Source organism: Streptomyces sp. NPDC051636 (assembly GCF_044453765.1).
Classification (GTDB): domain Bacteria; phylum Actinomycetota; class Actinomycetes; order Streptomycetales; family Streptomycetaceae; genus Streptomyces.
In genome coordinates, this window is record NZ_JBITDA010000010.1 from 195,715 (window position 1) to 218,691 (window position 22,977).

Below are 22,977 nucleotides of genomic sequence, written 5' to 3' on the forward strand. Positions count from 1 at the left end.
CCCTAGCCCGCCTCCACCCGGAGGTGGACTGCCCCTAGGGGTTCCTCCGTACAACGGCTCGGGGAGGGTTCGTACCGCCGGAGGAGGAGACTGCACGGGGGTGGTCCTTAACCTGGCTTTACGCCGCTGGGGGGCGGTTGACCGAACCGGCGGGGGTGGGGTTATCCCCCCACTAAGAGGGGGCTTCGCACCAGCGCGGGACCACCCCGCCGACCGCGAGACTCATCGACGTACCGCCTGGCGACCGAACGACGCACCGCTGGGCGACCGCACGACGTACCACTTCGCACCACTTCGCGACTCATCCACTGACCGACGTAGGAGACTTACCGTGACATCGGCTGTAACCATTCCCAGGCACGGGGGCACTGGAGGGCGTACGGCCGTTGCCGCGCGGGCGCGGCAGGTCGTGAAGGCGTACGGGTCCGGGGAGACCCGCGTCGTCGCCCTCGACCACGTCGACGTGGACATCGCTCGCGGCCAGTTCACCGCGATCATGGGCCCGTCGGGGTCCGGCAAGTCCACGCTGATGCACTGCCTCGCCGGGCTGGACACGGTGACGAGCGGCCAGATCTACCTGGACGAGACCGAGATCACCGGCCTGAAGGACAAGAAGCTCACACAACTGCGCCGGGACCGGATCGGGTTCATCTTCCAGGCGTTCAACCTGCTGCCGACGCTGAACGCGCTCGAGAACATCACGCTGCCCATGGACATCGCCGGACGCAAGCCCGACAAGGCGTGGCTGGACCGGGTGGTGGAGACCGTCGGGCTCGCCGGGCGGCTCAAGCACCGGCCCACCCAGCTCTCCGGCGGCCAGCAGCAGCGCGTCGCCGTGGCCCGCGCCCTGGCCGCCCGCCCCGAGATCATCTTCGGGGATGAGCCGACCGGAAACCTCGACTCGCGCGCCGGCGCGGAGGTGCTCGGCTTCCTGCGCACGTCCGTGGACGAGCTGGGCCAGACCATCGTGATGGTCACCCACGACCCGGTGGCGGCGTCGTACGCGGACCGGGTGCTGTATCTCGCCGACGGCCGGATCGTCGACGAGATGTACAAGCCGACCGCCGAGGCCGTCCTGGACCGCATGAAGGACTTCGACGCCCGGGGGCGTACGTCATGACCGTCCTGAAGACCTCGATGCGCAACTTCTTCGCGCACAAGGGCCGCATGGCACTGTCGGCGATCGCGGTGCTGCTGTCGGTGGGTTTCGTGAGTGGGACCCTGGTGTTCACCGACACGATGAACACCACCTTCGACAATCTGTTCCAGGCCACCTCCTCCGACGTGCAGGTCAGCGCCAAGGGGGCCTCCGACACCGGAGAGACCACCTCGGACACCGGCAAGCCGCCGGTGATGCCCGCCTCGGTGCTCGGCAAGGTCCGTGGGGCACAGGGCGTCAGGTCGGCGGAGGGCACGGTGTTCTCCAGCAAGGCCACCGTCATCGACGCCGACAAGGACAACCTCTCGCCCAGCAGCGGCGCGCCGACCATCGTCGGCAGCTGGAACGGCAACGACGCCCGCACCATGAAGATCACCTCCGGTACGGCGCCCAAGGGCTCCGGCCAGATCATGGTCGACGCGGACACCGCCGACAAGCACCATCTCAGGCTCGGCGACGAGATCGGCGTGATCACCGCGGTCGGCACGCACACCGCGCGGATCTCCGGCATCGCCACCTTCACCGTCACCAACCCCGGCGCAGCGATCTTCTACTTCGACACCCGCACCGCGCAGGAGACGCTCGTCGGCGAGACCGGCGTCTACACGAACGTCAACGTCACGGCGGCGAAGGGCGTGACCGACGCCCGGCTGAAGAAGAACGTGACGGCCGAACTCGGCGGCGGCTACAAGGTGCAGACGGCCAAGGAGGTCGCCGACGCCAACCAGAAGGACGTCGAGAGCTTCCTGAACGTCATGAAGTACGCGATGCTCGGCTTCGCCGGGATCGCCTTCCTCGTCGGCATCTTCCTGATCATCAACACCTTCTCCATGCTGGTCGCCCAGCGCACCCGGGAGATCGGCCTGATGCGGGCCATCGGCTCCTCCCGCAAGCAGGTCAACCGCTCGGTGCTGGCCGAGGCGCTGCTGCTGGGCGTGTTCGGGTCCGTGCTCGGCGTCGGCGCGGGCGTCGGCATCGCGGTCGGCCTGATGAAGCTCATGGGCACGATGGGCATGCACCTGTCCACCGACGACCTGACGGTCGCCTGGACGACCCCGGCGATCGGCCTGCTCCTCGGTGTCGTGGTCACCGTCCTGGCCGCCTACCTGCCCGCCCGGCGGGCCGGCAAGGTCTCCCCGATGGCCGCGCTGCGTGACGCGGGCACCCCGGCCGACGGCAAAGCCGGCCGGGTACGGGCCCTGCTCGGCTCCCTCCTCACCGGCGCCGGCGGCCTGAGCCTGTACGTCGCCGCCAGCGCCGACAAGGCCAAGGACGGCTCCCTCTGGCTGGGCCTGGGCATCGTGCTCACCCTGATCGGCTTCGTCGTCATCGGCCCGCTGCTCGCCGGCGGCCTGGTGCGCGTGCTCAGTGCGGTCCTGCTGCGGATCTTCGGCCCCGTAGGCCGCATGGCCGAGCGCAACGCCCTGCGCAACCCGCGCCGCACCGGCGCCACCGGCGCGGCCCTGATGATCGGCCTGGCGCTGGTCGCCTGCCTGTCGGTGGTCGGCTCCTCGATGGTGGCCTCCGCCACCGACCAGCTCGACAAGACCGTCGGCACCGACTTCATCATCCAGGACGACAAGGAGGCGCCGATCGTCCCGCAGGCGGTGAAGGCCGTGAAGTCGACGCCGGGCCTGGAGCGGGTCACCGAGTACAAGACGACCAAGGCCGACTACACCACCCCCGACGGCCGGACGCTCAAGGGCACGGACATCACGGCGGCCGACCCGACGTACGCGAGCGACCTGCGCAAGAAGACCGTCGCCGGGAACCTCAAGGACGCCTACCTGCCCGACTCGATGTCCGTCCACGAGAAGTTCGCCAAGGCCCACGGCATCCGCCTCGGCTCCAAGATCGACGTCGCGTTCAGGAACGGCACCACCGCCCACCTGACGGTGCGCGCCATCACCAGCAGCGACGAGGTGATCGACCAGGGTGCCAAGTACACCTCCATCGCCACGCTCGCCAAGTACGTGCCGGCCGACAGGATGCCGCTCGACCAGGTGGTCTTCGCCACGGCCAGGAAAGGGCAGCAGGACGCCGCCTACAAGGCGCTGAAGTCGGCCCTGCACGACTACCCGCAGTACACCGTGCGCGACCAGACCGACTACAAGGAGGCGCTGAAGGACCAGATCGGCCAGCTGCTGAACATGATCTACGGCCTGCTGGCGCTCGCGATCATCGTGGCCATCCTGGGCGTGGTGAACACCCTCGCCCTGTCGGTGGTGGAGCGCACCCGGGAGATCGGCCTCATGCGGGCCATCGGCCTCTCCCGACGCCAGCTGCGCCGCATGATCCGCCTGGAGTCGGTGGTCATCGCCCTCTTCGGCGCCCTCCTCGGCCTGGGCCTGGGCATGGGCTGGGGCGCCACCGCCCAGAAGCTGCTCGCCCTGGCGGGCCTGAACGTCCTGGACATCCCCTGGCCGACCATCGTCGCCGTCTTCGCCGGCTCGGCCTTCGTGGGACTGTTCGCGGCGCTGGTCCCGGCGTTCCGGGCGGGGCGGATGAACGTACTGAACGCGATCGCGACCGAGTAGGGGGGACGGCCACCGCAGACGGGGGTTGCGGGGGAGCGCCCGGTGCTGGGGAGTTCTGCGGGACTCTTCGGCACCGGGCGCACGTTCATGCGCGCAGGACTTGGACGTCGTACTTGGGGATCCAGGTGTCGCGGGTGATGAGTGTCAGGTCTTCGAGCTGTGCCTGAGCGATGAGAACGCGGTCGAACGGGTCGCGGTGGTGCCATGGCAGGTGACCGGTGCGGACACCGTGCTCTGCGGTGATCGGGAGGTTCTTGAACTGCAGGTCGCGAGCACGCTCGGCCAACTCAGGAGGGCCAGGCAGCTTGCCCAGCGACTGTTTGAGGGCGATCTCCCAGGGGGTCACCGCACTGACGTAGACCTCGGGCTCCGTACGAAGCAGCTCCCTGAGCTCGTCCGACAACTCCGGTGACGCGTCCATCCACCAGAGCACGGCATGGGTATCGAGCAGATACTTCACCGAGTCGTCACCGCATCCCGAACGCGTCCGCGATGTCGTCGGGCAGTTCGTCGAAGTCCTCCGGGATGTGGACCTGGCCACGGAGGGTTCCGTAGTCGGTCCGGTTGACCTTGGGCCGCAGTGGCACGACCTTGGCGACCGGCTGCCCGGCCCGGCTGATGATGACTTCTTCTCCTGTCTCCACCAGTTGCAGGATCCGGGAGAAGTTGGTCTTGGCCTCGTGGACGTTGTACTGCCGCTGGGCGTGCTGCGTGCTCATGAAGCCTCCCGGATCGGTGGACTAAGTATGGGCTAGCCTCGGGTCAACCGTAGCCGCCCTCCCCCGTCCGGGCCACCGTGTTCACTCCTCCGGGTGACACGCCCCCGGGCGACGTACCCTGGAAACCCCCGGCCCGCCCCGCGTGTCGGGTGGTTCGCGTTGCCCACCCAGGACGGAAAGCCCCTCCATGAGCCTGCACGGTCTGCTCGACGCCGTCGTCAAGGACCCCGCCCTCGCCGAAGCGATCAAGGCCGCCGGGGACGGCAACCGCATGCACGTCGACCTGGTCGGCCCCCCCGCGGCCCGCCCCTTCGCGGTCGCCGGCCTGGCCCGCGAGGCCGGCCGCCCCGTGCTGGCGGTCACGGCGACGGGACGGGAGGCCGAGGACCTGGCCGCCGCCCTGCGCTCGCTGCTGCCCCCGGAGGGCGTCGTGGAGTACCCCTCCTGGGAGACGCTGCCCCACGAGCGGCTCAGCCCGCGCAGCGACACCGTCGGCCGCCGCCTCGCCGTCCTGCGCCGCCTGGCCCACCCCAGCCCCGACGACCCCGGGACCGGCCCGGTCTCCGTCGTCGTCGCGCCCGTACGGTCCGTGCTCCAGCCGCAGGTCAAAGGCCTCGGCGACCTGGAACCGGTGGCCCTGAGGACCGGGCAGACCGCCGACCTGAACGCGATCGTGGACGCCCTCGCGGCGGCCGCGTACGCGCGCGTGGAGCTGGTGGAGAAGCGCGGCGAGTTCGCCGTGCGCGGCGGCATCCTCGACGTGTTCCCGCCCACCGAGGAACACCCCCTGCGCATCGAGTTCTGGGGCGACGACGTCGAGGAGATCCGTTACTTCAAAGTCGCCGACCAGCGCTCCCTCGAAGTCGCCGGGCACGGGCTGTGGGCGCCCCCCTGCCGTGAACTCCTGTTGACGCAGGACGTCCGCACGCGTGCGCGTGCCCTGGCCGAACAGCACCCGGAGCTGGGCGAGCTGCTGGGCAGGATCGCCGAGGGCATCGCGGTCGAGGGCATGGAGTCCCTGGCCCCGGTCCTGGTCGACGACATGGAGCTGCTGCTCGACGTGCTGCCCAAGGGCGCCATGGCCGTCGTGTGCGACCCGGAGCGGGTACGCACGCGTGCCGCCGACCTCGTCGCCACCTCGCAGGAGTTCCTGCAGGCCTCCTGGGCGGCCACCGCCGGTGGCGGCGAGGCGCCCATCGACGTCGGCGCGGCCTCCCTGTGGTCGATCGCGGACGTGCGCGACCGCGCGCGCGAGCTGGACATGATGTGGTGGTCGGTCTCGCCGTTCGCGGCCGACGAGGAACTGACGGATCCATTTGCCGCTGACGCGGCGGGGGACACCCTGAAGCTGGGCATGCACGCCCCGGAGGCCTACCGCGGTGACACAGCCAAGGCCCTCGCCGACACCAAGGGCTGGCTCGCCGACGGCTGGCGCACCGTCTTCGTCACCGAGGGCCACGGCCCGGCCGCCCGCACCGTCGAGGTGCTCGGCGGTGAGGGCGTCCCGGCCCGCCTGGACGCCGACCTCGGCGTGCTCAGCCCCTCCGTCGTGCACGTCTCCTGCGGCTCCATCGACTACGGCTTCGTCGACCCGGCGCTCAAGCTCGCCGTCCTGACCGAGACCGACCTGACGGGCCAGAAGGCGGCCGGCCGGGACGGCACCCGCATGCCCGCCCGCCGCCGCAAGACCATCGACCCGCTCACCCTCGAACCCGGCGACTACATCGTCCACGAGCAGCACGGCGTCGGCCGCTACGTCGAGATGGTGCAGCGGACGGTCCAGGGCGCCACCCGCGAGTACCTCGTCGTCGAGTACGCCCCCGCCAAGCGCGGCCAGCCCGGCGACCGCCTGTACATCCCCACCGACCAGCTGGAGCAGATCACCAAGTACGTCGGCGGCGAGGCCCCCACCCTGCACCGGCTGGGCGGCGCGGACTGGACGAAGACCAAGGCCCGCGCGAAGAAGGCGGTCAAGGAGATCGCCGCGGACCTCATCAGGCTGTACAGCGCGCGGATGGCGGCCCCGGGGCACGCCTTCGGCGGGGACACCCCCTGGCAGCGCGAGCTCGAGGACGCCTTCCCCTACGCCGAGACGCCCGACCAGCTCACCACCATCGCCGAGGTCAAGGACGACATGGAGAAGTCGGTCCCCATGGACCGCCTGATCTGCGGCGACGTCGGCTACGGCAAGACGGAGATCGCCGTCCGCGCCGCCTTCAAGGCCGTCCAGGACGGCAAGCAGGTCGCGGTGCTGGTGCCGACGACCCTGCTGGTGCAGCAGCACTTCGGGACGTTCTCCGAGCGGTACTCGCAGTTCCCGGTGAACGTCCGCGCCCTGTCCCGCTTCCAGACCGACACCGAGGCCAAGGCCGTCCTGGAGGGCCTGCACGAGGGCTCGGTGGACGTCGTCATCGGCACCCACCGGCTGTTCTCGTCCGAGACGAAGTTCAAGGACCTCGGCCTGGTCATCGTCGACGAGGAGCAGCGCTTCGGTGTCGAGCACAAGGAACAGCTGAAGAAGCTGCGGGCGAACGTGGACGTCCTGACCATGTCGGCCACGCCCATCCCGCGCACCCTGGAGATGGCGGTCACCGGCATCCGGGAGATGTCGACGATCACCACCCCGCCGGAGGAGCGGCACCCGGTGCTGACCTTCGTCGGCCCGTACGAGGAGAAGCAGATCGGCGCGGCCATCCGCCGTGAACTGCTGCGCGAGGGCCAGGTCTTCTACATCCACAACCGGGTCGAGTCCATCGACCGCGCCGCCGCCAGACTCCGCGACATCGTCCCCGAGGCCCGCATCGCCATCGCGCACGGCCAGATGTCGGAATCCGCCCTGGAACAGGTGGTCGTCGACTTCTGGGAGAAGAAGTTCGACGTGCTCGTCTCGACCACGATCGTCGAGTCCGGCATCGACATCTCCAACGCCAACACGCTGATCGTCGAACGAGGGGACACCTTCGGCCTGTCGCAGCTGCACCAGCTGCGCGGCCGGGTCGGCCGAGGCCGCGAACGCGGGTACGCGTACTTCCTGTACCCGCCGGAGAAGCCCCTGACGGAGACCGCGCACGAGCGGCTCGCGACCATCGCCCAGCACACCGAGATGGGCGCCGGCATGTACGTCGCCATGAAGGACCTGGAGATCCGGGGCGCCGGAAACCTCCTCGGCGGCGAGCAGTCCGGGCACATCGCGGGCGTCGGCTTCGACCTGTACGTCCGCATGGTCGGCGAGGCCGTCGCGGACTACCGGCGCCAGCTGGAGACCGGCGAGATCCAGGAGGAGCCGCCGCTCGAGGTCAAGATCGAGCTGCCCGTGGACGCGCACGTCCCGCACGACTACGCGCCGGGCGAGCGACTGCGCCTCCAGGCCTACCGGGCCATCGCCTCCGCCAACACCGAGGAGGACATCAAGGCCGTACGGGAGGAACTCGTCGACCGGTACGGCAAGCTGCCCGAGCCGGTGGAGAACCTGTTGCTGGTGGCGGGCCTGCGCATGCTCGCGCGCGCGTGCGGCGTCGGCGAGATCGTGCTCCAGGGCACCAACATCCGCTTCGCGCCCGTGGAACTGCGCGAGTCGCAGGAGTTGCGGGTCAAGCGGCTGTACCCCGGGACCGTCATCAAGCCGGCCGTGCACCAGGTGCTGGTGCCGCGTCCCAAGACCGCGAAGGTCGGCGGGAAGCCGCTCGTCGGGCGGGAACTGCTGGGCTGGGTGGGGGAGTTCCTCGCCTCGATCCTCGGGTCGTAGCCGGGTGTGGCGGTCGGACAGGGTGTCGTGGTCGGACAGGGCGCGCACGCGGATCGGCGAGCCGGCGGCGGCGACCGGGGCGTTGCCGCGCGCCCTGCGGCACTAAGAGCGGATACCGGTGCCGGTGACGAGGACGGTGCGGGGGGCTGCTGTTCGTGTCGCTCATGCCGGGATCGTCGGAGATGCCGTCGGATTCGACCCTGGCATCGGCGAGGTTTGAAGGAGCGGGGTCGAAGCACTCGGCCTTTCACGCGCTCCGTGCGCCCGTCGTCCTCCCCCCGGGCGCTCTCCGCCGGGACCTCCCGGCCGTTACGGTGGGACCAGGAACGGGCCGCCCGTGCGGGGGCGGGACCGGGGAGGCAAGGGGGGACGCACGTGACGCGTCTGAGGAGCGGGGCGGTCACCGCCGCCGTCATCGTGCTCGCCGTGGCCGGGTGCACCATCCAGCAGACCGAGGGCTCTTCCGGGCCCGCACAGACCGGGGGCGGGGGCGCGGCCCTGACGGCCGCCGAGTCACTGACCGTCAAGGGACGTGCGCCGAAGACCGGTTACTCCCGGGAGCGGTTCGGCTCGGCCTGGGCCGACACCGACTCCAACTCCTGCGACACCCGCGACGACATACTCAAACGCGACCTGGAGGAGGTGAGGTTCACCCGCGGCACCTGCAAGGTGTCCTACGGCCTGCTCGACCCCGACCCCTACTCCGGCAAGGACGTCACCTACCGGCGCGGCCGCAGCCAGGTGGACATCGACCACGTCGTCGCCCTCTCGGACGCCTGGCAGAAGGGCGCCAAGTACTGGGAACCCAGCAAGCGCATAGCCCTGGCCAACGATCCCCTCAACCTGATAGCCGTCGACGCGAGCACCAACCGCGGCAAGGGCGACGGCGACACGGCGACCTGGCTCCCGCCCAACAAGGCCTACCGCTGTCCCTACGTCGCCGCCCAGGTCGCGGTGAAGAGGAAGTACGGGCTGTGGGTCACCGCCGCGGAGAAGGCCGCGATGGAGAAGGTCCTCAGGACCTGCCCCAACCAGAAACTCCCCACTGGCGGCAACCCCACCGAGGCACCGGAACGCTTCAGCGCCCACTGAACGGACGGAGCGCACCTCCTTCGTGGCCTCGTACCGCCGGTGACGCGCGCGAAAACTGTTTTCCGGCCGTCGCGCCACCCCCTACCGTGACCGGCATGGACGTGAAGACCGCGAGTCTCGCCGAGCGGCCCGACAAGGCCGAGGCGGTGCTCGGGATGGCCGACACCTGGCCCGAGTTCGTGATCAACGACCCCGTGGGCGCGGCGTATTACGGCCGTATCGCCACCGAACTGCCGGAGTACGTGCTCTTCGCCGAGGACGAGCGGGGCGAGGTGGTCGCACACGCCTTCAGCGTGCCCGTCGCCCTCGCCGCCGAGGGGCGTGGGACGCTGCCCGCCCGTGGCTGGGACGAGATGCTCCTGTGGGCCTTCGCCGACCTGCGCCGCGGTACCCGCCCCGACACGGTCGGCGCCGTCTCCGTCGTCATCGCCCCGCACGCCCTGGGCCACGGCCTGTCCGCGCGGATGCTCACGGCGATGCGGGACAACGCCCGCGACCGCGGCTTCCGCGAGGTCGTCGCCCCGGTCCGTCCCAACGCCAAGCACCTGGAACCGCACACGCCCATCGCCGAGTACGCCCACCGGGTGCGCGCCGACGGGCTGCCGCACGACCCGTGGCTGCGCGTCCACGCCCGGGCCGGTGCCACCATCGACTCCATCGCCCCGGCCTCCATGACCGTCTCCGGCTCGCTGGAGCAGTGGCGCCGCTGGACCGGACTGCCCTTCGACACGCAGGGCGACATCGAGGTGCCCGGCGCGCTGGTGCCGGTGCGCTGCGAACCGGAGCGCGGATACGCCGTGTACGTCGAGCCGAACGTGTGGCTGCGGCACCCCCTCTGAGCGGCGCCTGACGCCGGCTCAGCCGCCCAGCGCGTCCAGGTCGATGACCTTGCCGGCGGGCTTGTCGGCCGGCACCGGCTGGTTGTAGTCGCTGAAGACGAGGTTCACCGGGTCCTTGGCGGAGGATCCGTCGACCCGCAGCAGGTACGGCTTGCCCTGCGTGGCGACGTACAGCGTGTAGCGGTCCTTGCCTTCCTTCTCGTGCAGCACGATCGCGGGCGTGCCGTCGACGGTGGTCGTCTTGCCGCGGGTGGCGTCCGAGTCGACGTCCTCGGCGCCGGCGAGCACCGAGTCCAGGTCGCAGAAGCCCGCGATGTCCTTGGCGTCCTGACCCTTCACGGACATCTTGGTCCACTTCCCGGCCAGCATCGCCACGGCCGCGTCGGTGTCCGCTTTGGACTCGCCCTTGCTCTGCGCGCGCAGGAACGCCTCGTCGTACTTCATGTAGACGGTGCTGCCGGTCTTGACCAGCTCGGCCTTGCCCTCGCCGTCCATGCTCATCGTGCCGGCGCACTCGCCCTTCTTGTTCAGGGCCATGTCCATCCGGATGGTGCCGTCGCTCTCGTCGTCGGCGATGTCGCCCTTCATCCGCAGCGACGAGGCCCCGGTGGTGGCCTTCATCGCCCGGTCGGCGATCTCGCCACCGGTCAGCCCGGCGAACGGGCCCTTCGGCTTGCTGTCCGCCTTGTCCTGTCCCGGCAGGCAGCCGGTGAGTCCCGCGGTGGCCGCGGCGGCGAGGCAGAGGGCGGCAAGTGCGGTTCGACGCATGGGAGTTCCTTGGTGAGAGAGGTGGTGAGCGGTGTGCGGTCGAGCGGTGTGAGGCTCAGTGGTGTGGGTTGAGCGGTGTGGATTGGGTGGTGAGGATTGGGTGGTGTGGGGCCGAGCGGTGCGGGCCGGGGTGGCCGGGCCGTCGTGCCGAGCGCCGTGGGCGGCCCCGGCCCCGCGACGGCCCGGTCAGCCGGCCTTCTTCCAGTCCCCGCAGCCGTTGGTCTTGAAGTAGGCGTCCGTGGAGCGGATGGTGACGACGGCCGTGCCGGTCACGTTGTTGTTGGCGATGATCGAGTCGAGCCCGTGCTCGGCGTCCTTGGTGCGCTCCCAGTAGCAGGAGTCGTCGGCGTTGCCGGTGGACTTGTACGTCCCGGGGGCGATGTCGGTGCCCACCTTGAACATGCCGCCGTTGCCGGCCATCGTCGGGGCGGGCGACCCCGTCGCCTTCGGGCCGACGGCCTCCCAGTCCTTGCAGCCGCTGGACTTGAACAGCTTGTCGGTGGCCTTGACGGTGACGTAACTCGTGCCGCTGACGTTGTCGTCGGCCAGCAGCGAGTCCGTCTCGCCCGAGGCGTCCTCGGCCCGCTCCCAGTAGCACATGTCGTCGGTGTTGCCGGTGGTGCGGTACGTGCCGGGCTTGATGTCCTTGCCGACCTGGAAGTCGCCGTCCCCCGCGAACGCGGCCTTGTTCTCGGCGGCCTGTGATCTGCCCGCGTCCTTCTTGTTGCCGGACTTGTGCTGGGCGGAGGCCGAGGGCCCCTTGCCGTCGCTGCCGGAACCGCCGTCCTTGCCGCCGCCGGCGTTCGCCGACACGGCCCCGATGACCACGATGCCCACGACGGCTCCCAGCGCGAGCTTGCCCTTCATGCCCATGACGGTCCCCTCCCCGAGGCGGCAACCGCCTCCCTTTCGGCGATCGCTCGATCGCTGGGCCAATGAGACCAGAGCTTGTGAACCGAGTCAACACGGTTCACGGGATCGCGTTGGTACACGCTCGTGAGGGTGTCGATCATGTGTACGCCGGTATGCTCGGCGTCACACACAGGACGAGGGGAGCGGGGGCGGGTGCAGGACAACGCGACAGAAGTGACCGCCGCCGGAATCGCCCGGCTCGCCGGCGTCGGCCGCGCCGCCGTCAGCAACTGGCGGCGCCGGCACGCCGACTTCCCCAAGCCCGTCGGAGGAACCGACACCAGCCCTTCCTTCGCGCTCGCCGAGGTCGAGGCCTGGCTGCGCAAGCAGGGCAAGCTCGCCGAGGTCCCGCTGCGGGAACGCGTCTGGCAACAGCTCGCCGGTCACCCCGGGGGCCCGGTCACCGCCCTGGTGCACGCCGGCTGTGTCCTGCTGCTCATCCATGAACGTCCCACCGTCTGGCTGGACATCAGCGCCGGCTCCGACGCACGCCTGGCAGCGATGCTGCCCGGCGCGCTGGAGGAGGTCCTCACTCCGCGCTTCGGCGTGACGCGCGACCGAGGTGTCCACAACCGGCGGGGCACTGGCGGGGCGGTGGCTGTGAACACTTCGGGCCCGGCGCCCACCTCACCGGCCGTTCACAGCCCACCCGATGTGAACACCCCGCTCCCCATGAACAGCGCCCCTGCCGTTCACGCTCCCGCCGTTCCCACCCCCACCGGCCCCGAACTCCTCCCCTCCGCCCCCCTCCTGCGCGGCGCCGCCGGGCTGGCGGCCGAGCTGGGGGCGCGGCAGACCTTCGAGTTCCTGCTCGGGCGGCACCTGGACGCCAACCCCCGCCAGTACACGCTCACCCCGGCCGAGCTCGCCCGGCTCATGGCCGGCCTCGCCGGCCCGGCCCGCACCGTGCTCGACCCGACCTGCGGCACCGGCGCCCTGCTGCGCGCCGTCGACTCCCGCCCCGACCAGGAGCTGTACGCCCAGGACAGCGCCCCCGAGCTCGCCGCGCTGACCGCGCTGCGGATCGCGCTGCACGCGCGCGGGACGGTGCGCGCGGCCGTCGGTGACACCCTGCGCGCGGACGCCCACCCCGGGCTGCGCGCCGACGCCGTCCTGTGCCATCCGCCGTTCAACGAGCGCAACTGGGGGCACGACGAACTCGCCTACGACCCGCGCTGGGAGTACGGCTTCCCGGCGCGCACCGAGTCCGAGCTGGCCTGGGTGCAGCACGCGCTCGCCCGGCTGCGGGACGGCGGCACCGCCGTGCTGCTCATGCCGCCCGCCGCCGCCTCCCGCCGCTCCGGCCGCCGTATCCGCGCCGACCTGCTGCGCCGGGGCGCGCTGCGTGCCCTCGTCGCGCTGCCGGTGGGTGCGGCGCCCCCGTACAACATCCCCCTGCACCTGTGGGTGCTGCGCCGCCCGGACCGGGCGCCCGGGCAGCCCGAGGTGCTGCTCGCCGACACCGGGCGGTTCGCCACCGAGGGGCGCGGCGGACCCGACTGGCAGGCCGTGCGGGACGCCGTCCTCGACGTCTGGCGGGTCTTCGAGCGCGACGGGCGGTTCGAGGAGCGGCCGGGACTGGCCCGATGCGTGCCGGTCATCGAACTCCTCGACGACGACGTGGACCTCGCCCCCGCCCGCCACCTCCCGCCGCCCACCGCGGCCGACGGCGCGCAGCAGCTCACGGCCGTGCGCGAGCGCCTCGGCGAGACCCTGCGCCTGACCGCCGACCTCACCCCGCCCCCGGTCGCCCCGGCCGACTCCGCGCAGCCCGCGCGCCGGCCGCTCACCACCATCGGCGAACTCGCGCGCGGCGGCGCCCTGGTGATATGTACGGGCGGAAGCGGCGGCCACGCGCGCGTGCCCGTCCTCACCGACCACGACGTCCTCGCCGGCACCGCGCCCTCGGGCACGCTGCCCGAGAGCGACGAGGAGGCCGTGCTCGCCGAGCCGGGTGACGTCGTCGTCCCGGTGCTCGGCGGCGGCTCGGTGGCGCGCGTGATCGACGACGCCGCGGCAGGCGCCGCCCTGGGGCGCAACCTCGTGCTCCTGCGCCCCGATCCGACCGCGCTCGACCCGTGGTTCCTCGCCGGGTTCCTGCGCGGCACCGCCAACAACCGCCAGGCGAGCAGCTACGCGTCCACCGCCACCCGGCTCGACGTGCGCCGCCTCCAACTGCCCCGGCTCCCGCTCGACGAACAGCGGCGCTACGGCGCGCGCTTCCGCGCCCTCGACGAGTTCGAGCGGGCGCTCAGGCACGCGGGCCGGCTCGGGGAGCGGTTCGTGCGCGGGATGTACGACGGGCTGACCGACGGCACGGTGGCGCCCGGCTGAGGCGGCGGTTCCAGCCGCCTCGTCCGGAACATCCGGCTCCGCGCATCCCCCGCGGCACCTGCGACGTCGTACACCGGGGAGCGAAGTGATCAGCACGACAACGGTTCGGTACAACCAGGGACCGCTTGTCCGTGTCGGCCTATACGCTCGAAGCGACAACCGCACGCCCTCTTCAGGCAACAGGAGCAGCCATGCAAGGCCACGGCTATGCACAGCCGGTGAAGCAGCCGCCGCACATCGCGTGGCTGGTCTTCCTGCGCGTGCTGTTCGTGGTGATCGGGATCTTCAGCATCGGCTTCCTGACCTGGGCGATGATGCTGCGCCTGGCCATCGTGACGCGCAAGTCGCTGGACTGGGGCGTGTTCGTGGCGGTCCTCGCGGCCAACATCCTCAGCTTGGTGCTGCTGGCCACCGAACCCGGCGACGAGATCCACACCGCCGGGGGCAATCTCGGCATCACCCTGCTCCTCGGCACGCTGGTGGCCGCCATCGCCTACTACCTCGCGGCCGACATACGCCACTTCCACCGGCTCCACGACGCCTTCACCGCGCACCGGTCCATGGCGCCGGCGTACGGCTATCCGGCGGCGCCTTCCCCCTACACCGCGACGACCGTGCCGAGCGTGCCGCACACCCCGCCCCCGATGCCGCACACGCCGCTGTCCCAGCCGCCGATACCCGCCCCGCCGCAGCGCCCGGCACCCGCCCGGATCGACCAGGTGCGCGCGGAACTCGACGAGCTCAGTGACTACCTGCGCAAGCAGGACGGCCACCACGACGGCCACCACGAGGGCGGAAGGTGAGCGTGGCGCAGGGACGCGTCGTCGCCGGCCGCTACGAGCTGTCCACGCTCATCGGGCAGGGCGGCATGGGCCAGGTGTGGACGGCGTACGACCAGCGGCTGGACCGGCGCGTGGCGGTGAAGCTGCTGCGCCCCGACAAGGTGGCCGGGCAGGAGGCCGACGAGCTGCGCCGCCGGTTCGTGCGCGAGTGCCGGGTGACCGCGCAGGTCGACCACCCCGGGCTGGTGACCGTGCACGACGCGGGCAGGGAGGGCGAGGAGCTGTTCCTCGTCATGCAGTACGTCGACGGCGCCGACCTCTCCGACCACCTCGCCGAGCACGACCCGTACCCGTGGCAGTGGGCGGTCGCGGTGGCCGCGCAGCTGTGCGCCGTGCTGAGCGCCGTGCACGCCGTGCCGATCGTCCACCGCGACCTGAAGCCGCGCAACGTGATGGTGAAGCAGGACGGCACGGTCACCGTCCTCGACCTCGGCGTCGCCTCCGTCATGGACACCGACACCACGCGCCTGACACACACCGGTTCGCCCATCGGCTCGCCCGCCTACATGGCGCCGGAACAGGCCATGGGCGGCGCGGTGGGCCCGTACACCGACCTGTACGCGCTCGGTGTGCTGCTGCACGAACTGCTCAGCGGCGACGTGCCCTTCGCGGGTTCCACGGCGCTCGGCGTGCTGCACCGGCACCTGTACGAGCCGCCGCTGCCCGTGCGCCGGATCCGACCCGAGGTCCCCGAGGCGCTCGAGGCGCTCGTGCTGCGCCTGCTGGCAAAGGACCCGCAGCACCGTCCCGCCTCCGCGCAGGAGGTGTACGAGCACCTGGCGCTGTTGCTGCCTGGGCGAGGCACTCCGTCAGGGGCGCCACTGGATCCCACGCGCCCCTTCCTGCGCCCGCATGCCCCGTGGCCGGACCGCGCGCGCACGCCCGCGCCCCAGCCCGCCCCCGTCACACCCGCCGCGCCCGTCGCCGGGAAACCCGATGTCGCGCGGGCCGTCGACGAGGTCAAGCGCCTGCTCGGCGAGGGCCGCATCACCCAGGCCGTCGACATCCTCGGCACGATCCTGCCCGCCGCGGCCGAACAGCACGGCGAGCACTCCCCGGTCGTGCGCACCCTGCGCAAGCAGTACGCGGCCACGCTCATGGACGACGGCCAGTACCGGCGCGCGCTGCCCGAACTGCGCCGCCTGGCCGACGAGCGCGCCGCCGAGGCGGGCCGGGCAGACCCGCAGTCCCTGCGGTTCCGCTACGACGCCGCCCAGTGCCTGGAACAGCTCGGCGAACCGGCGGCGGCACTCGCGGAGTACCGCGCGCTGCTGCCGTACTACGAGAACCAGTACGTCTCCGGCGACCCGCAGCTCGCCCACGACGTCCGCCGCCGCATCGGCCACCTGCTGCTCGCCCTCGGCGACCGGTCCGCCGCCCACGACACGCTCGCGCGCCTGCTCCTGGACGTGGAGCGCGTGCACGGCCCGGGGCACCCGCTGGCCGCCGAGATCCGGCGGACCCTGCAGTGGCTGGGGCAGGTGCGCGGGTAGTTCTTGCCGTTCCCTGAGAGATCATTGCGATCGCCCGGGGGCGTAGTTTTCCGAACACGAGGACGGCACCGGACAGGTTGCGGTCCGTTCTTGCCAGCCACGCACGCCAGGCACGCACAACAGGGGTGGGGTCTTCATGTCCGGCCGTCGGCAGTCGAAGAAGCGCAGACACATCACGTGGGCGGTCGTGGGCGCCGTCGTCGTCGCCGGAGCGGGCATCGCCGCGCAGACCTCCATGGCCACCACCACCTGGCCCGCGCAGAAGACGTACACCGGCCGCGCCTTCGACACCTGCACCGCGCCCTCCCTCGCCGCGATGAAGGCCTGGCACACCGGCTTCTACGGCGCCGCCGCCGTCTACGTCGGCGGCGAGAACCGCGGCTGCTCCCAGCCCGACCTCACCGCCTCCTGGGTGTAGTCCGTCAGCACCGTCGGCTGGAAGCTCATCCCGCTCTACGTCGGCGCCCAGCCGCCCTGCCGGACCAGCTCCAACCCCGAGAAGCTGACCGCCTCCACGGCCGCCTCCCTGGGCACGAGTGACGCCTCCGACGCCGTTGCCAAGGCCTCGGCGCTCGGCATGAAGGCGGGCAGCCCGATCTACCTCGACATGGAGCCGTACGACACCAGGAACAAGGCGTGCAACGACGCCGTGCTGACGTACGTCCGCGCCTTCGGCAAGCAGCTGCGCGCCAAGACGTACCGCGCCGGTTTCTACGGCTTCACCGGCTCCAGCGCCAAGGCCGTCGCGAACGCCACCGACGAGACGGATCTGCCGGGCAACCTCTGGTACGCGCTGTGGGACAAGCAGAACACCACGACCGCAAACTGGCCGTTCGGCTCGGCCCAGTACACCGGCCACAGCCGGGCCCACCAGTACATGGTCAACAGCAAGGAGTCCCGCGGCGGTTACACGATCACCGTGGACCGCGACGCGTGGGACGCCCCGGTGGCGATCACCGGCTGAGGGTCCGCCTCCCGGCGGCGGCGCGGCGGTGCCCGAAGCGCGCGCGAATCGTTGGTCGAATGGGTTGGCCAGAGCCTGCCCACTGCCTACCATCGATCACCGCAAGACTTTGTGCACCGTCGCACAATCTCCTCGGGAGGTTTCCTTGCACCGCCGCCGTCGCACCGCGCTCGTCCTGTCCGCCGCGATCGCCGCCGCGGCCCCCCTGCTCACCGCCTGCGGAAACGAGGCGCACCCCGGCGCGGCGGCCGTCGTCGGCGGACAGCGGATCACCGTCGCCCAGCTGGAGAGCAGGGTCAACGAGGTGCGCCAGGCGCAGAAGGCCGCGGTGCCGGACGAGACGCAGTACCAGCAGGTCCTCGCCTCCACCAGCAGTCTCACCCGCGACACCCTGCACAACATGGTCCTCGACCGGGTGCTGCACCGGGCCGCCCGGGACCAGGGCATCACCGTCAGCCGCCAGGAGATCCAGCGGATGCGCGCCCGCCTGGAGCAGCAGACCGGCGGGTCCAAGGGACTGGAGGCGACCTGGCTGCAGAAGTACGGCATCGCGCCGGGCCGTCTCGACGACAACCTGCGCCTCCAGGTCGAGGCGACGAAGCTCGCCACCAAGCTGGGCACGGACACCACCCAGCCCGCGTTCTGGAAGGCCCTGTCCACCGCGTCCGAGGAACTCCACGTCGACCTCAACCCGCGCTACGGCACCTGGGACGTGCAGAAGAGCAGCCGGGTCGACGCGAAGACGCCGTGGGTACGGGAGGTCACGGCGAGCGGGACGCAGGAGAAGGCGTAGGTCGGTCATACGATCCGATCAGCATCCCCACCCTGTGGACAACGCGCGAGGTCGGCGGCGGGCGTGCGTTACGTTCGAAGCGTGAACACCACCAGCCTCGAAGACGCCCAGGCACCGGGCCCGGACGCGGCCCCCGGCCGGATCGTCCTGCTCACCACCAGCCACCGTGTCGCGCCCGGCCTGCTGTCCTGGCCGGCCTGGCAGGCGCTGCACGCCGCCGACCGCGTGCTGTGCGCGGACGGCGCGCATCCGCAGCTGCCCTATCTGCGCGAGGCCGGGATATCCGTGGACGAGGCCTCCCCGGCCGCCCAGGAACTCGTCGAGGCCTGCGCGGGCGGGCACACGGTGGTGGTCGTGGCGACGGGCGAGGGCGAACCGGCCCTCACGGACGGGCTGGCCCGTCTCGCCGGCACCGGCCGGGTCCACATGCCGGAGCTGGAGCTGCTCCCCGCCTCCTACGACCTGCCCGGCGCCCGCCTCCTCGACCTCGTCCAGGTCATGGACCGCATCCGCGCCGAGTGCCCCTGGTCCTCCCGGCAGACCCACGAGGGCCTGGCGAAGTACGGCATCGAGGAGGCGTACGAACTCGTCGAGGCGATCGAGGCCGGTGACCGCGAGGAACTGCGGGAGGAACTGGGCGACGTGCTGCTCCAGGTCGTCTTCCACGCCCGCATAGCCGAGGAGGACGCACAGGCCCCCTTCTCCATCGACGACGTGGCCGGCGGCATCGTCGCCAAGCTCATCCACCGCCACCCGCACGTCTTCGGCGACGAGAAGGCCGAGACCCCCGAGGAGGTCAAGGAGCACTGGCTGCGCACCAAGGCGGTCGAGAAGCAGCGCACGTCGGTGACAGAGGGGATACCCCTCGGCCAGCCCGGCCTCGCCCTCGCCGCGAAGCTCCACTCCCGCGTGCGCACGGCTGGCCTGGAGGTGCCCCTGCCCCAGGGCGAGGGCATCGGCTACGAGCTGCTGGCCCTCGCGGTACGGGCCGAGGCGGACGGCGTGGACCCGGAGGCGGCGCTGCGGGCGGCGGCCAGGGCTTACCGGGACGCGGTGCGGGCCGCCGAGGGCGTGGCGGGTTAGCCCCGCCGGCCCACGCCACCGCCCTCCCGCCCTCCTCACCCTCATGCCCTCCTCGCCCTCCGCGGGGTACGCGCCGGAAAGCCGGATACCGTCAAGGAGTGACCGACCAGCCCCACCCCCCGACCACCCCCGGCGCGCCCGCCCCCGACCTCTTCACCTGGGAGTTCGCGAGCGACCCCTACCCCGCCTACGCATGGCTGCGTGAGCACGCCCCCGTGCACCGCACCAAGCTTCCCAGCGGGGTGGAGGCCTGGCTGGTCACCCGGTACGCCGACGCCCGGCAGGCGCTCGCCGACCAGCGGCTCTCGAAGAACCCGGCGCACCACGACGAGCCCGCGCACGCCAAGGGCAAGACCGGGATCCCGGGGGAGCGCAAGGCGGAGCTGATGACGCATCTGCTCAACATCGACCCGCCGGACCACACCAGGCTGCGCCGGCTGGTCAGCAAGGCCTTCACGCCCCGCCGGGTCGCCGAGTTCGCGCCCCGGGTGCAGCAGCTCACCGATCAGCTCATCGACCGGTTCGCCGCGAGCGGCTCGGCCGACCTCATCCACGAGTTCGCCTTCCCGCTGCCCATCTACGCCATCTGCGACATGCTCGGCGTCCCGCGTGAGGACCAGGACGACTTCCGGGACTGGGCGGGGATGATGATCCGGCACGGGGGAGGGCCGCGCGGCGGGGTCGCGCGGTCGGTGAAGAAGATGCGGGGCTATCTCGCGGAGTTGATCCACCGCAAGCGAGAGGCGCTGTCGGCCGATCCCGCGCCCGGCGAGGACCTCATCTCCGGGCTCATCCGCGCCTCCGACCACGGCGAGCACCTCACCGAGAACGAGGCCGCCGCCATGGCCTTCATCCTGCTGTTCGCCGGGTTCGAGACGACGGTCAACCTCATCGGCAACGGCACGTACGCCCTCCTCACCCACCCCGGGCAGCGGCAGCGGCTCCAGGCGTCCCTCGCCCGCGGCGAACGGGACCTGCTGGAGACCGGCGTCGAGGAACTCCTGCGCTACGACGGCCCGGTGGAGCTGGCCACCTGGCGGTTCGCCACCCGGCCGGTCACCGTCGGCGGGCAGGACATCGCACCCGGCGACCCCGTCCTCGTCGTACTCGCCGCCGCGGACCGGGATCCGCAGCGGTTCGCCGATCCGGACGTCCTCGATCTGGGGCGACGTGACAATCAGCACCTCGGTTACGGCCACGGCATCCACTACTGCCTGGGCGCCCCGCTCGCCCGGCTGGAGGGCCAGACCGCGCTCGCCACCCTCCTCACCCGCCTTCCCGACCTCCGACTCGCGGTGGATCCGGCCGATTTGCGCTGGCGTGGGGGGCTCATCATGCGTGGACTGCGCACCTTGCCCGTGGAGTTCACACCCGTCCCGTAATCAACTGAAAGGGAGCACAAGCAGGGTCAAAAGTGACGCACGCTCAACTCTGTGATCTTCACGTGATCTGTGCGGCATTAACTTGTGACAAGTGATCGTCTGCCGATACGTTCACTCGTCAGCGCGGCGCCTCACCGCAGCCGCCGCGCCGGTCACTGCTGTCTTGCGAAAGGTCACCGCATGCTCTCCGGGAACGGTCGCCACCGTCGCCCCCGCCAGGCTCCGGCCCTCCTCGTCGCGGCCGGAGTGACCGGCTCCGCCATCGCCATCCCACTCCTCGGCGCCACCGCCGCCAACGCGGCCGACGGGACCACGTGGGACAAGGTGGCCGAGTGCGAAAGCGGCGGCTCCTGGAGCGCCAGCACCGGCAACGGGTACTACGGCGGCCTGCAGATATCCCAGGACGACTGGGACAAGTACGGAGGCCTCGACTACGCCTCCAGCCCCGACCAGGCCAGCCGCTCGCAGCAGATCGCGGTCGCCGAGAAGATCCTCGCCGACCGGGGCACCACCCCCTGGGCCACCTGCGCTCTGCTCTCCGGCCTTACGTCGAACTCCGGTTCGGTCGATGTGGACACCGGCGTCGGGGAGCCCGGATCATCCGGCTCCGGTGACTCATCCGGTTACTCCGGTTCATCCAATTCCTCCGGTTCCTCCCATTCTTCGGACTCCTCGTCCCACTCGTCGGACAGGTCCGGTTCCGCCTCGTCGTCCGGCCCGTCCTCCGACGCCTCCCCGTCGCCGAGTGCGAGCGCGGACGCCGACAGCGGTGTCACGGACGGTTCCTCCGACTCCGCGAAGTCGGACAAGTCGGCATCTTCCGACTCCAAAGACTCCCAGGAGAGCGGCAGCTCGTCCACGACGACCCCCAAAGTCGACGACTCGGACGATTCATGGCAGAGCGGGGGTTCTTGGAACCTTGTAGACACCGGAGCGATCAGCAGTGGCCGCCACCGGGGTGACAGTGCGGACGAAAGCGTGACAAACGGTCAGACCGCCAGCGCTTCCGGTCGTCACGCCTCACGCGACTACACCGTCCGCGCCGGTGACACCCTCGCCTCCATCGCCGACTCTGTTGACCTCGAGGGCGGGTGGCGGGCGCTCTACACCGCCAACAAGGACGCCATCGGCACCGACCCGAACAACATCACCCCCGGTCAGACCCTGGAAGTCGGTACCGAAACGGGCGAAAAGTAGCGGTACTTGACGCCCTGTTTTGTGCCCGATGTCCGGTTCGGTGAAAGTGTGGGATGAGTCTCAGAAGCCCTGATCGTCTTTGAAATTCGGCGGAGCGCGTGTCTACGGTCGTGACCGCTCGCCAATGCGAGCCCCGGCTGCCGCAACGCCGAATCCTGCCAGTGGCCGCCCGGGAACAGTCGTCGCGTCAAGCGCCGTAGGCAGGAGCGGGGGACCCAAGGTAAGTGCCGTGACCGGGAGTTGAGAGACGACCGGGACCGGCTGGGGGTGAAGCCGCGCCTCGCACGAGACACGTGTGAGGGGCGGCCGGGCAACTCAACCGGCCCGAACCCGACAGCTCACCTCGCAGGCGTCGGTGAGGGGATCGAACCATGCTGTTTTCCGGCAAGGGCAAGCACCGTCGTCCGTCCAAGGCCACTCGCGCCATCGCGCTCGCCGGTGTCACCGGCGTCGCCGTCGCCGCCCCGCTGATGGCGGCCGGCAACGCCTCCGCCGCCACCGCCTCCGAGTGGGACGCCGTCGCCCAGTGCGAGTCCGGCGGCAACTGGTCCATCAACACCGGCAACGGCTACTACGGCGGCCTGCAGTTCTCCGCCTCCACCTGGGCCGCGTACGGCGGCACCCAGTACGCCTCGCGCGCCGACCTGGCCAGTAAGTCGCAGCAGATAGCCGTGGCGGAGAAGGTCCTCGCCTCTCAGGGCAAGGGTGCCTGGCCGGTCTGCGGCAAGGGCCTGTCCAGCGCCACCTACAGCGGCGGCGCCAGCAGCTCCTCGAGCTCCTCGCCGAACAGCACCGGCACCCGTTCGACCACCGAGCAGCAGGCCTCCCGCTCCGCCGAGCGCCCGGCCGCCAAGAAGACCGTCACCACCCCGACCGGCAAGAAGGTCAAGAAGGGCGACGGCGAGTACAAGGTCGTCACGGGCGACACCCTCAGCTCGATCGCCGAGAAGCACCACGTCGCCGGCGGCTGGCAGAAGCTGTTCCAGCTGAACAAGGACATCATCGACGATGCCGATGTCATCTACCCGGGCCAGCAGCTGCACCTGAAGTGACCCCCGGCTCGTAGCCGAACCACAGCGCCCTCTTCCCGGGGCCTCCCCAGTGGAGGCCTCGTGAGG

The 22,977-nt window shown here is 71.1% G+C and carries 17 protein-coding genes, 1 pseudogene and 1 riboswitch; of the genes and pseudogenes, 14 read left to right on the plus strand and 4 right to left on the minus strand.

The window, feature by feature from the left end:
• The first annotated feature begins 331 nt into the window (after window positions 1–331).
• Together ACIBBH_RS20120 and ACIBBH_RS20125 are read left to right on the plus strand one after the other, a co-directional pair.
• On the plus strand, window positions 332–1,120 hold the full coding sequence (locus ACIBBH_RS20120) for an ABC transporter ATP-binding protein (protein ID WP_399406371.1): 789 nt from the start codon (window positions 332–334) through the stop codon (window positions 1,118–1,120).
• A complete protein-coding gene (locus tag ACIBBH_RS20125) occupies window positions 1,117–3,696 on the plus strand; it encodes an ABC transporter permease (RefSeq protein ID WP_399406373.1) in 2,580 nt (859 codons plus the stop codon). The genes ACIBBH_RS20120 and ACIBBH_RS20125 overlap by 4 nt, the downstream gene beginning before the upstream one ends.
• Before the next feature lie 85 nt (window positions 3,697–3,781).
• Here the strand turns inward: ACIBBH_RS20125 and ACIBBH_RS20130 are convergent, their stop codons facing one another.
• Window positions 3,782–4,156 (minus strand): type II toxin-antitoxin system VapC family toxin, encoded by a 375-nt coding sequence (locus ACIBBH_RS20130; protein ID WP_399406375.1) that lies wholly within the window; start codon window positions 4,154–4,156, stop codon window positions 3,782–3,784.
• 7 nt (window positions 4,157–4,163) lie between these two features.
• On the minus strand, window positions 4,164–4,415 hold the full coding sequence (locus ACIBBH_RS20135) for a type II toxin-antitoxin system Phd/YefM family antitoxin (RefSeq protein ID WP_399406377.1): 252 nt from the start codon (window positions 4,413–4,415) through the stop codon (window positions 4,164–4,166).
• A 187-nt stretch (window positions 4,416–4,602) separates the two neighbouring features.
• Here ACIBBH_RS20135 and mfd point away from each other — a divergent pair, with 187 nt between their 5' ends.
• The 3 genes from mfd (at window position 4,603) to ACIBBH_RS20150 (ending at window position 10,091) form a co-directional block, all read left to right on the plus strand.
• Window positions 4,603–8,160 carry a transcription-repair coupling factor gene (gene mfd / locus ACIBBH_RS20140; protein ID WP_399406379.1) on the plus strand — a complete coding sequence of 1,186 codons (3,558 nt, stop codon included), beginning with the start codon at window positions 4,603–4,605 and terminating at the stop codon, window positions 8,158–8,160.
• Between the two features lie 375 nt (window positions 8,161–8,535).
• Window positions 8,536–9,252 (plus strand): HNH endonuclease family protein, encoded by a 717-nt coding sequence (locus ACIBBH_RS20145; RefSeq protein ID WP_399406381.1) that lies wholly within the window; start codon window positions 8,536–8,538, stop codon window positions 9,250–9,252.
• Between the two features lie 95 nt (window positions 9,253–9,347).
• Window positions 9,348–10,091, plus strand: coding sequence for an N-acetyltransferase (locus ACIBBH_RS20150; protein WP_399406383.1), 744 nt, complete (start codon window positions 9,348–9,350; stop codon window positions 10,089–10,091).
• A gap of 18 nt (window positions 10,092–10,109) precedes the next feature.
• On the opposite strand, the gene ACIBBH_RS20155 is transcribed toward ACIBBH_RS20150, so the two are convergent.
• Together ACIBBH_RS20155 and ACIBBH_RS20160 are read right to left on the minus strand one after the other, a co-directional pair.
• Complete coding sequence (locus ACIBBH_RS20155; protein ID WP_399406385.1) at window positions 10,110–10,859, minus strand: hypothetical protein; 750 nt, start codon at window positions 10,857–10,859, stop codon at window positions 10,110–10,112.
• 186 nt (window positions 10,860–11,045) lie between these two features.
• A complete protein-coding gene (locus ACIBBH_RS20160; protein WP_399406387.1) occupies window positions 11,046–11,732 on the minus strand; it encodes a hypothetical protein in 687 nt (228 codons plus the stop codon).
• 192 nt (window positions 11,733–11,924) lie between these two features.
• Between ACIBBH_RS20160 and ACIBBH_RS20165 the strand changes: the two genes are divergently transcribed.
• From ACIBBH_RS20165 to ACIBBH_RS20205, 9 genes and pseudogenes are all read left to right on the plus strand, one after another.
• Window positions 11,925–14,105 (plus strand): N-6 DNA methylase, encoded by a 2,181-nt coding sequence (locus ACIBBH_RS20165; protein WP_399406389.1) that lies wholly within the window; start codon window positions 11,925–11,927, stop codon window positions 14,103–14,105.
• Window positions 14,106–14,296: 191 nt separating this feature from the next.
• Window positions 14,297–14,908: a hypothetical protein gene (locus tag ACIBBH_RS20170; RefSeq protein ID WP_399406391.1), complete on the plus strand. Its 612-nt coding sequence runs from the start codon at window positions 14,297–14,299 to the stop codon at window positions 14,906–14,908.
• 38 nt (window positions 14,909–14,946) lie between these two features.
• The gene (locus ACIBBH_RS20175; protein WP_399406459.1) at window positions 14,947–16,440 is read left to right on the plus strand and encodes a protein kinase; all 1,494 of its coding nucleotides are present in this window, start codon (window positions 14,947–14,949) and stop codon (window positions 16,438–16,440) included.
• Window positions 16,441–16,576: 136 nt separating this feature from the next.
• Window positions 16,577–17,404 (plus strand): annotated as a pseudogene (locus ACIBBH_RS20180) (glycoside hydrolase domain-containing protein).
• A gap of 145 nt (window positions 17,405–17,549) precedes the next feature.
• Window positions 17,550–18,197, plus strand: coding sequence for a SurA N-terminal domain-containing protein (locus tag ACIBBH_RS20185; protein WP_399406393.1), 648 nt, complete (start codon window positions 17,550–17,552; stop codon window positions 18,195–18,197).
• A 63-nt stretch (window positions 18,198–18,260) separates the two neighbouring features.
• Window positions 18,261–19,280 (plus strand): nucleoside triphosphate pyrophosphohydrolase, encoded by a 1,020-nt coding sequence (locus ACIBBH_RS20190; protein WP_399406395.1) that lies wholly within the window; start codon window positions 18,261–18,263, stop codon window positions 19,278–19,280.
• Between the two features lie 98 nt (window positions 19,281–19,378).
• Complete coding sequence (locus tag ACIBBH_RS20195; protein ID WP_399406397.1) at window positions 19,379–20,662, plus strand: cytochrome P450; 1,284 nt, start codon at window positions 19,379–19,381, stop codon at window positions 20,660–20,662.
• Between the two features lie 180 nt (window positions 20,663–20,842).
• The gene (locus tag ACIBBH_RS20200; RefSeq protein ID WP_399406399.1) at window positions 20,843–21,859 is read left to right on the plus strand and encodes a transglycosylase family protein; all 1,017 of its coding nucleotides are present in this window, start codon (window positions 20,843–20,845) and stop codon (window positions 21,857–21,859) included.
• A 182-nt stretch (window positions 21,860–22,041) separates the two neighbouring features.
• Window positions 22,042–22,226: riboswitch (cyclic di-AMP (ydaO/yuaA leader) on the plus strand.
• A gap of 4 nt (window positions 22,227–22,230) precedes the next feature.
• Window positions 22,231–22,911: a transglycosylase family protein gene (locus ACIBBH_RS20205; protein ID WP_399406401.1), complete on the plus strand. Its 681-nt coding sequence runs from the start codon at window positions 22,231–22,233 to the stop codon at window positions 22,909–22,911.
• Window positions 22,912–22,977: the final 66 nt, after the last annotated feature.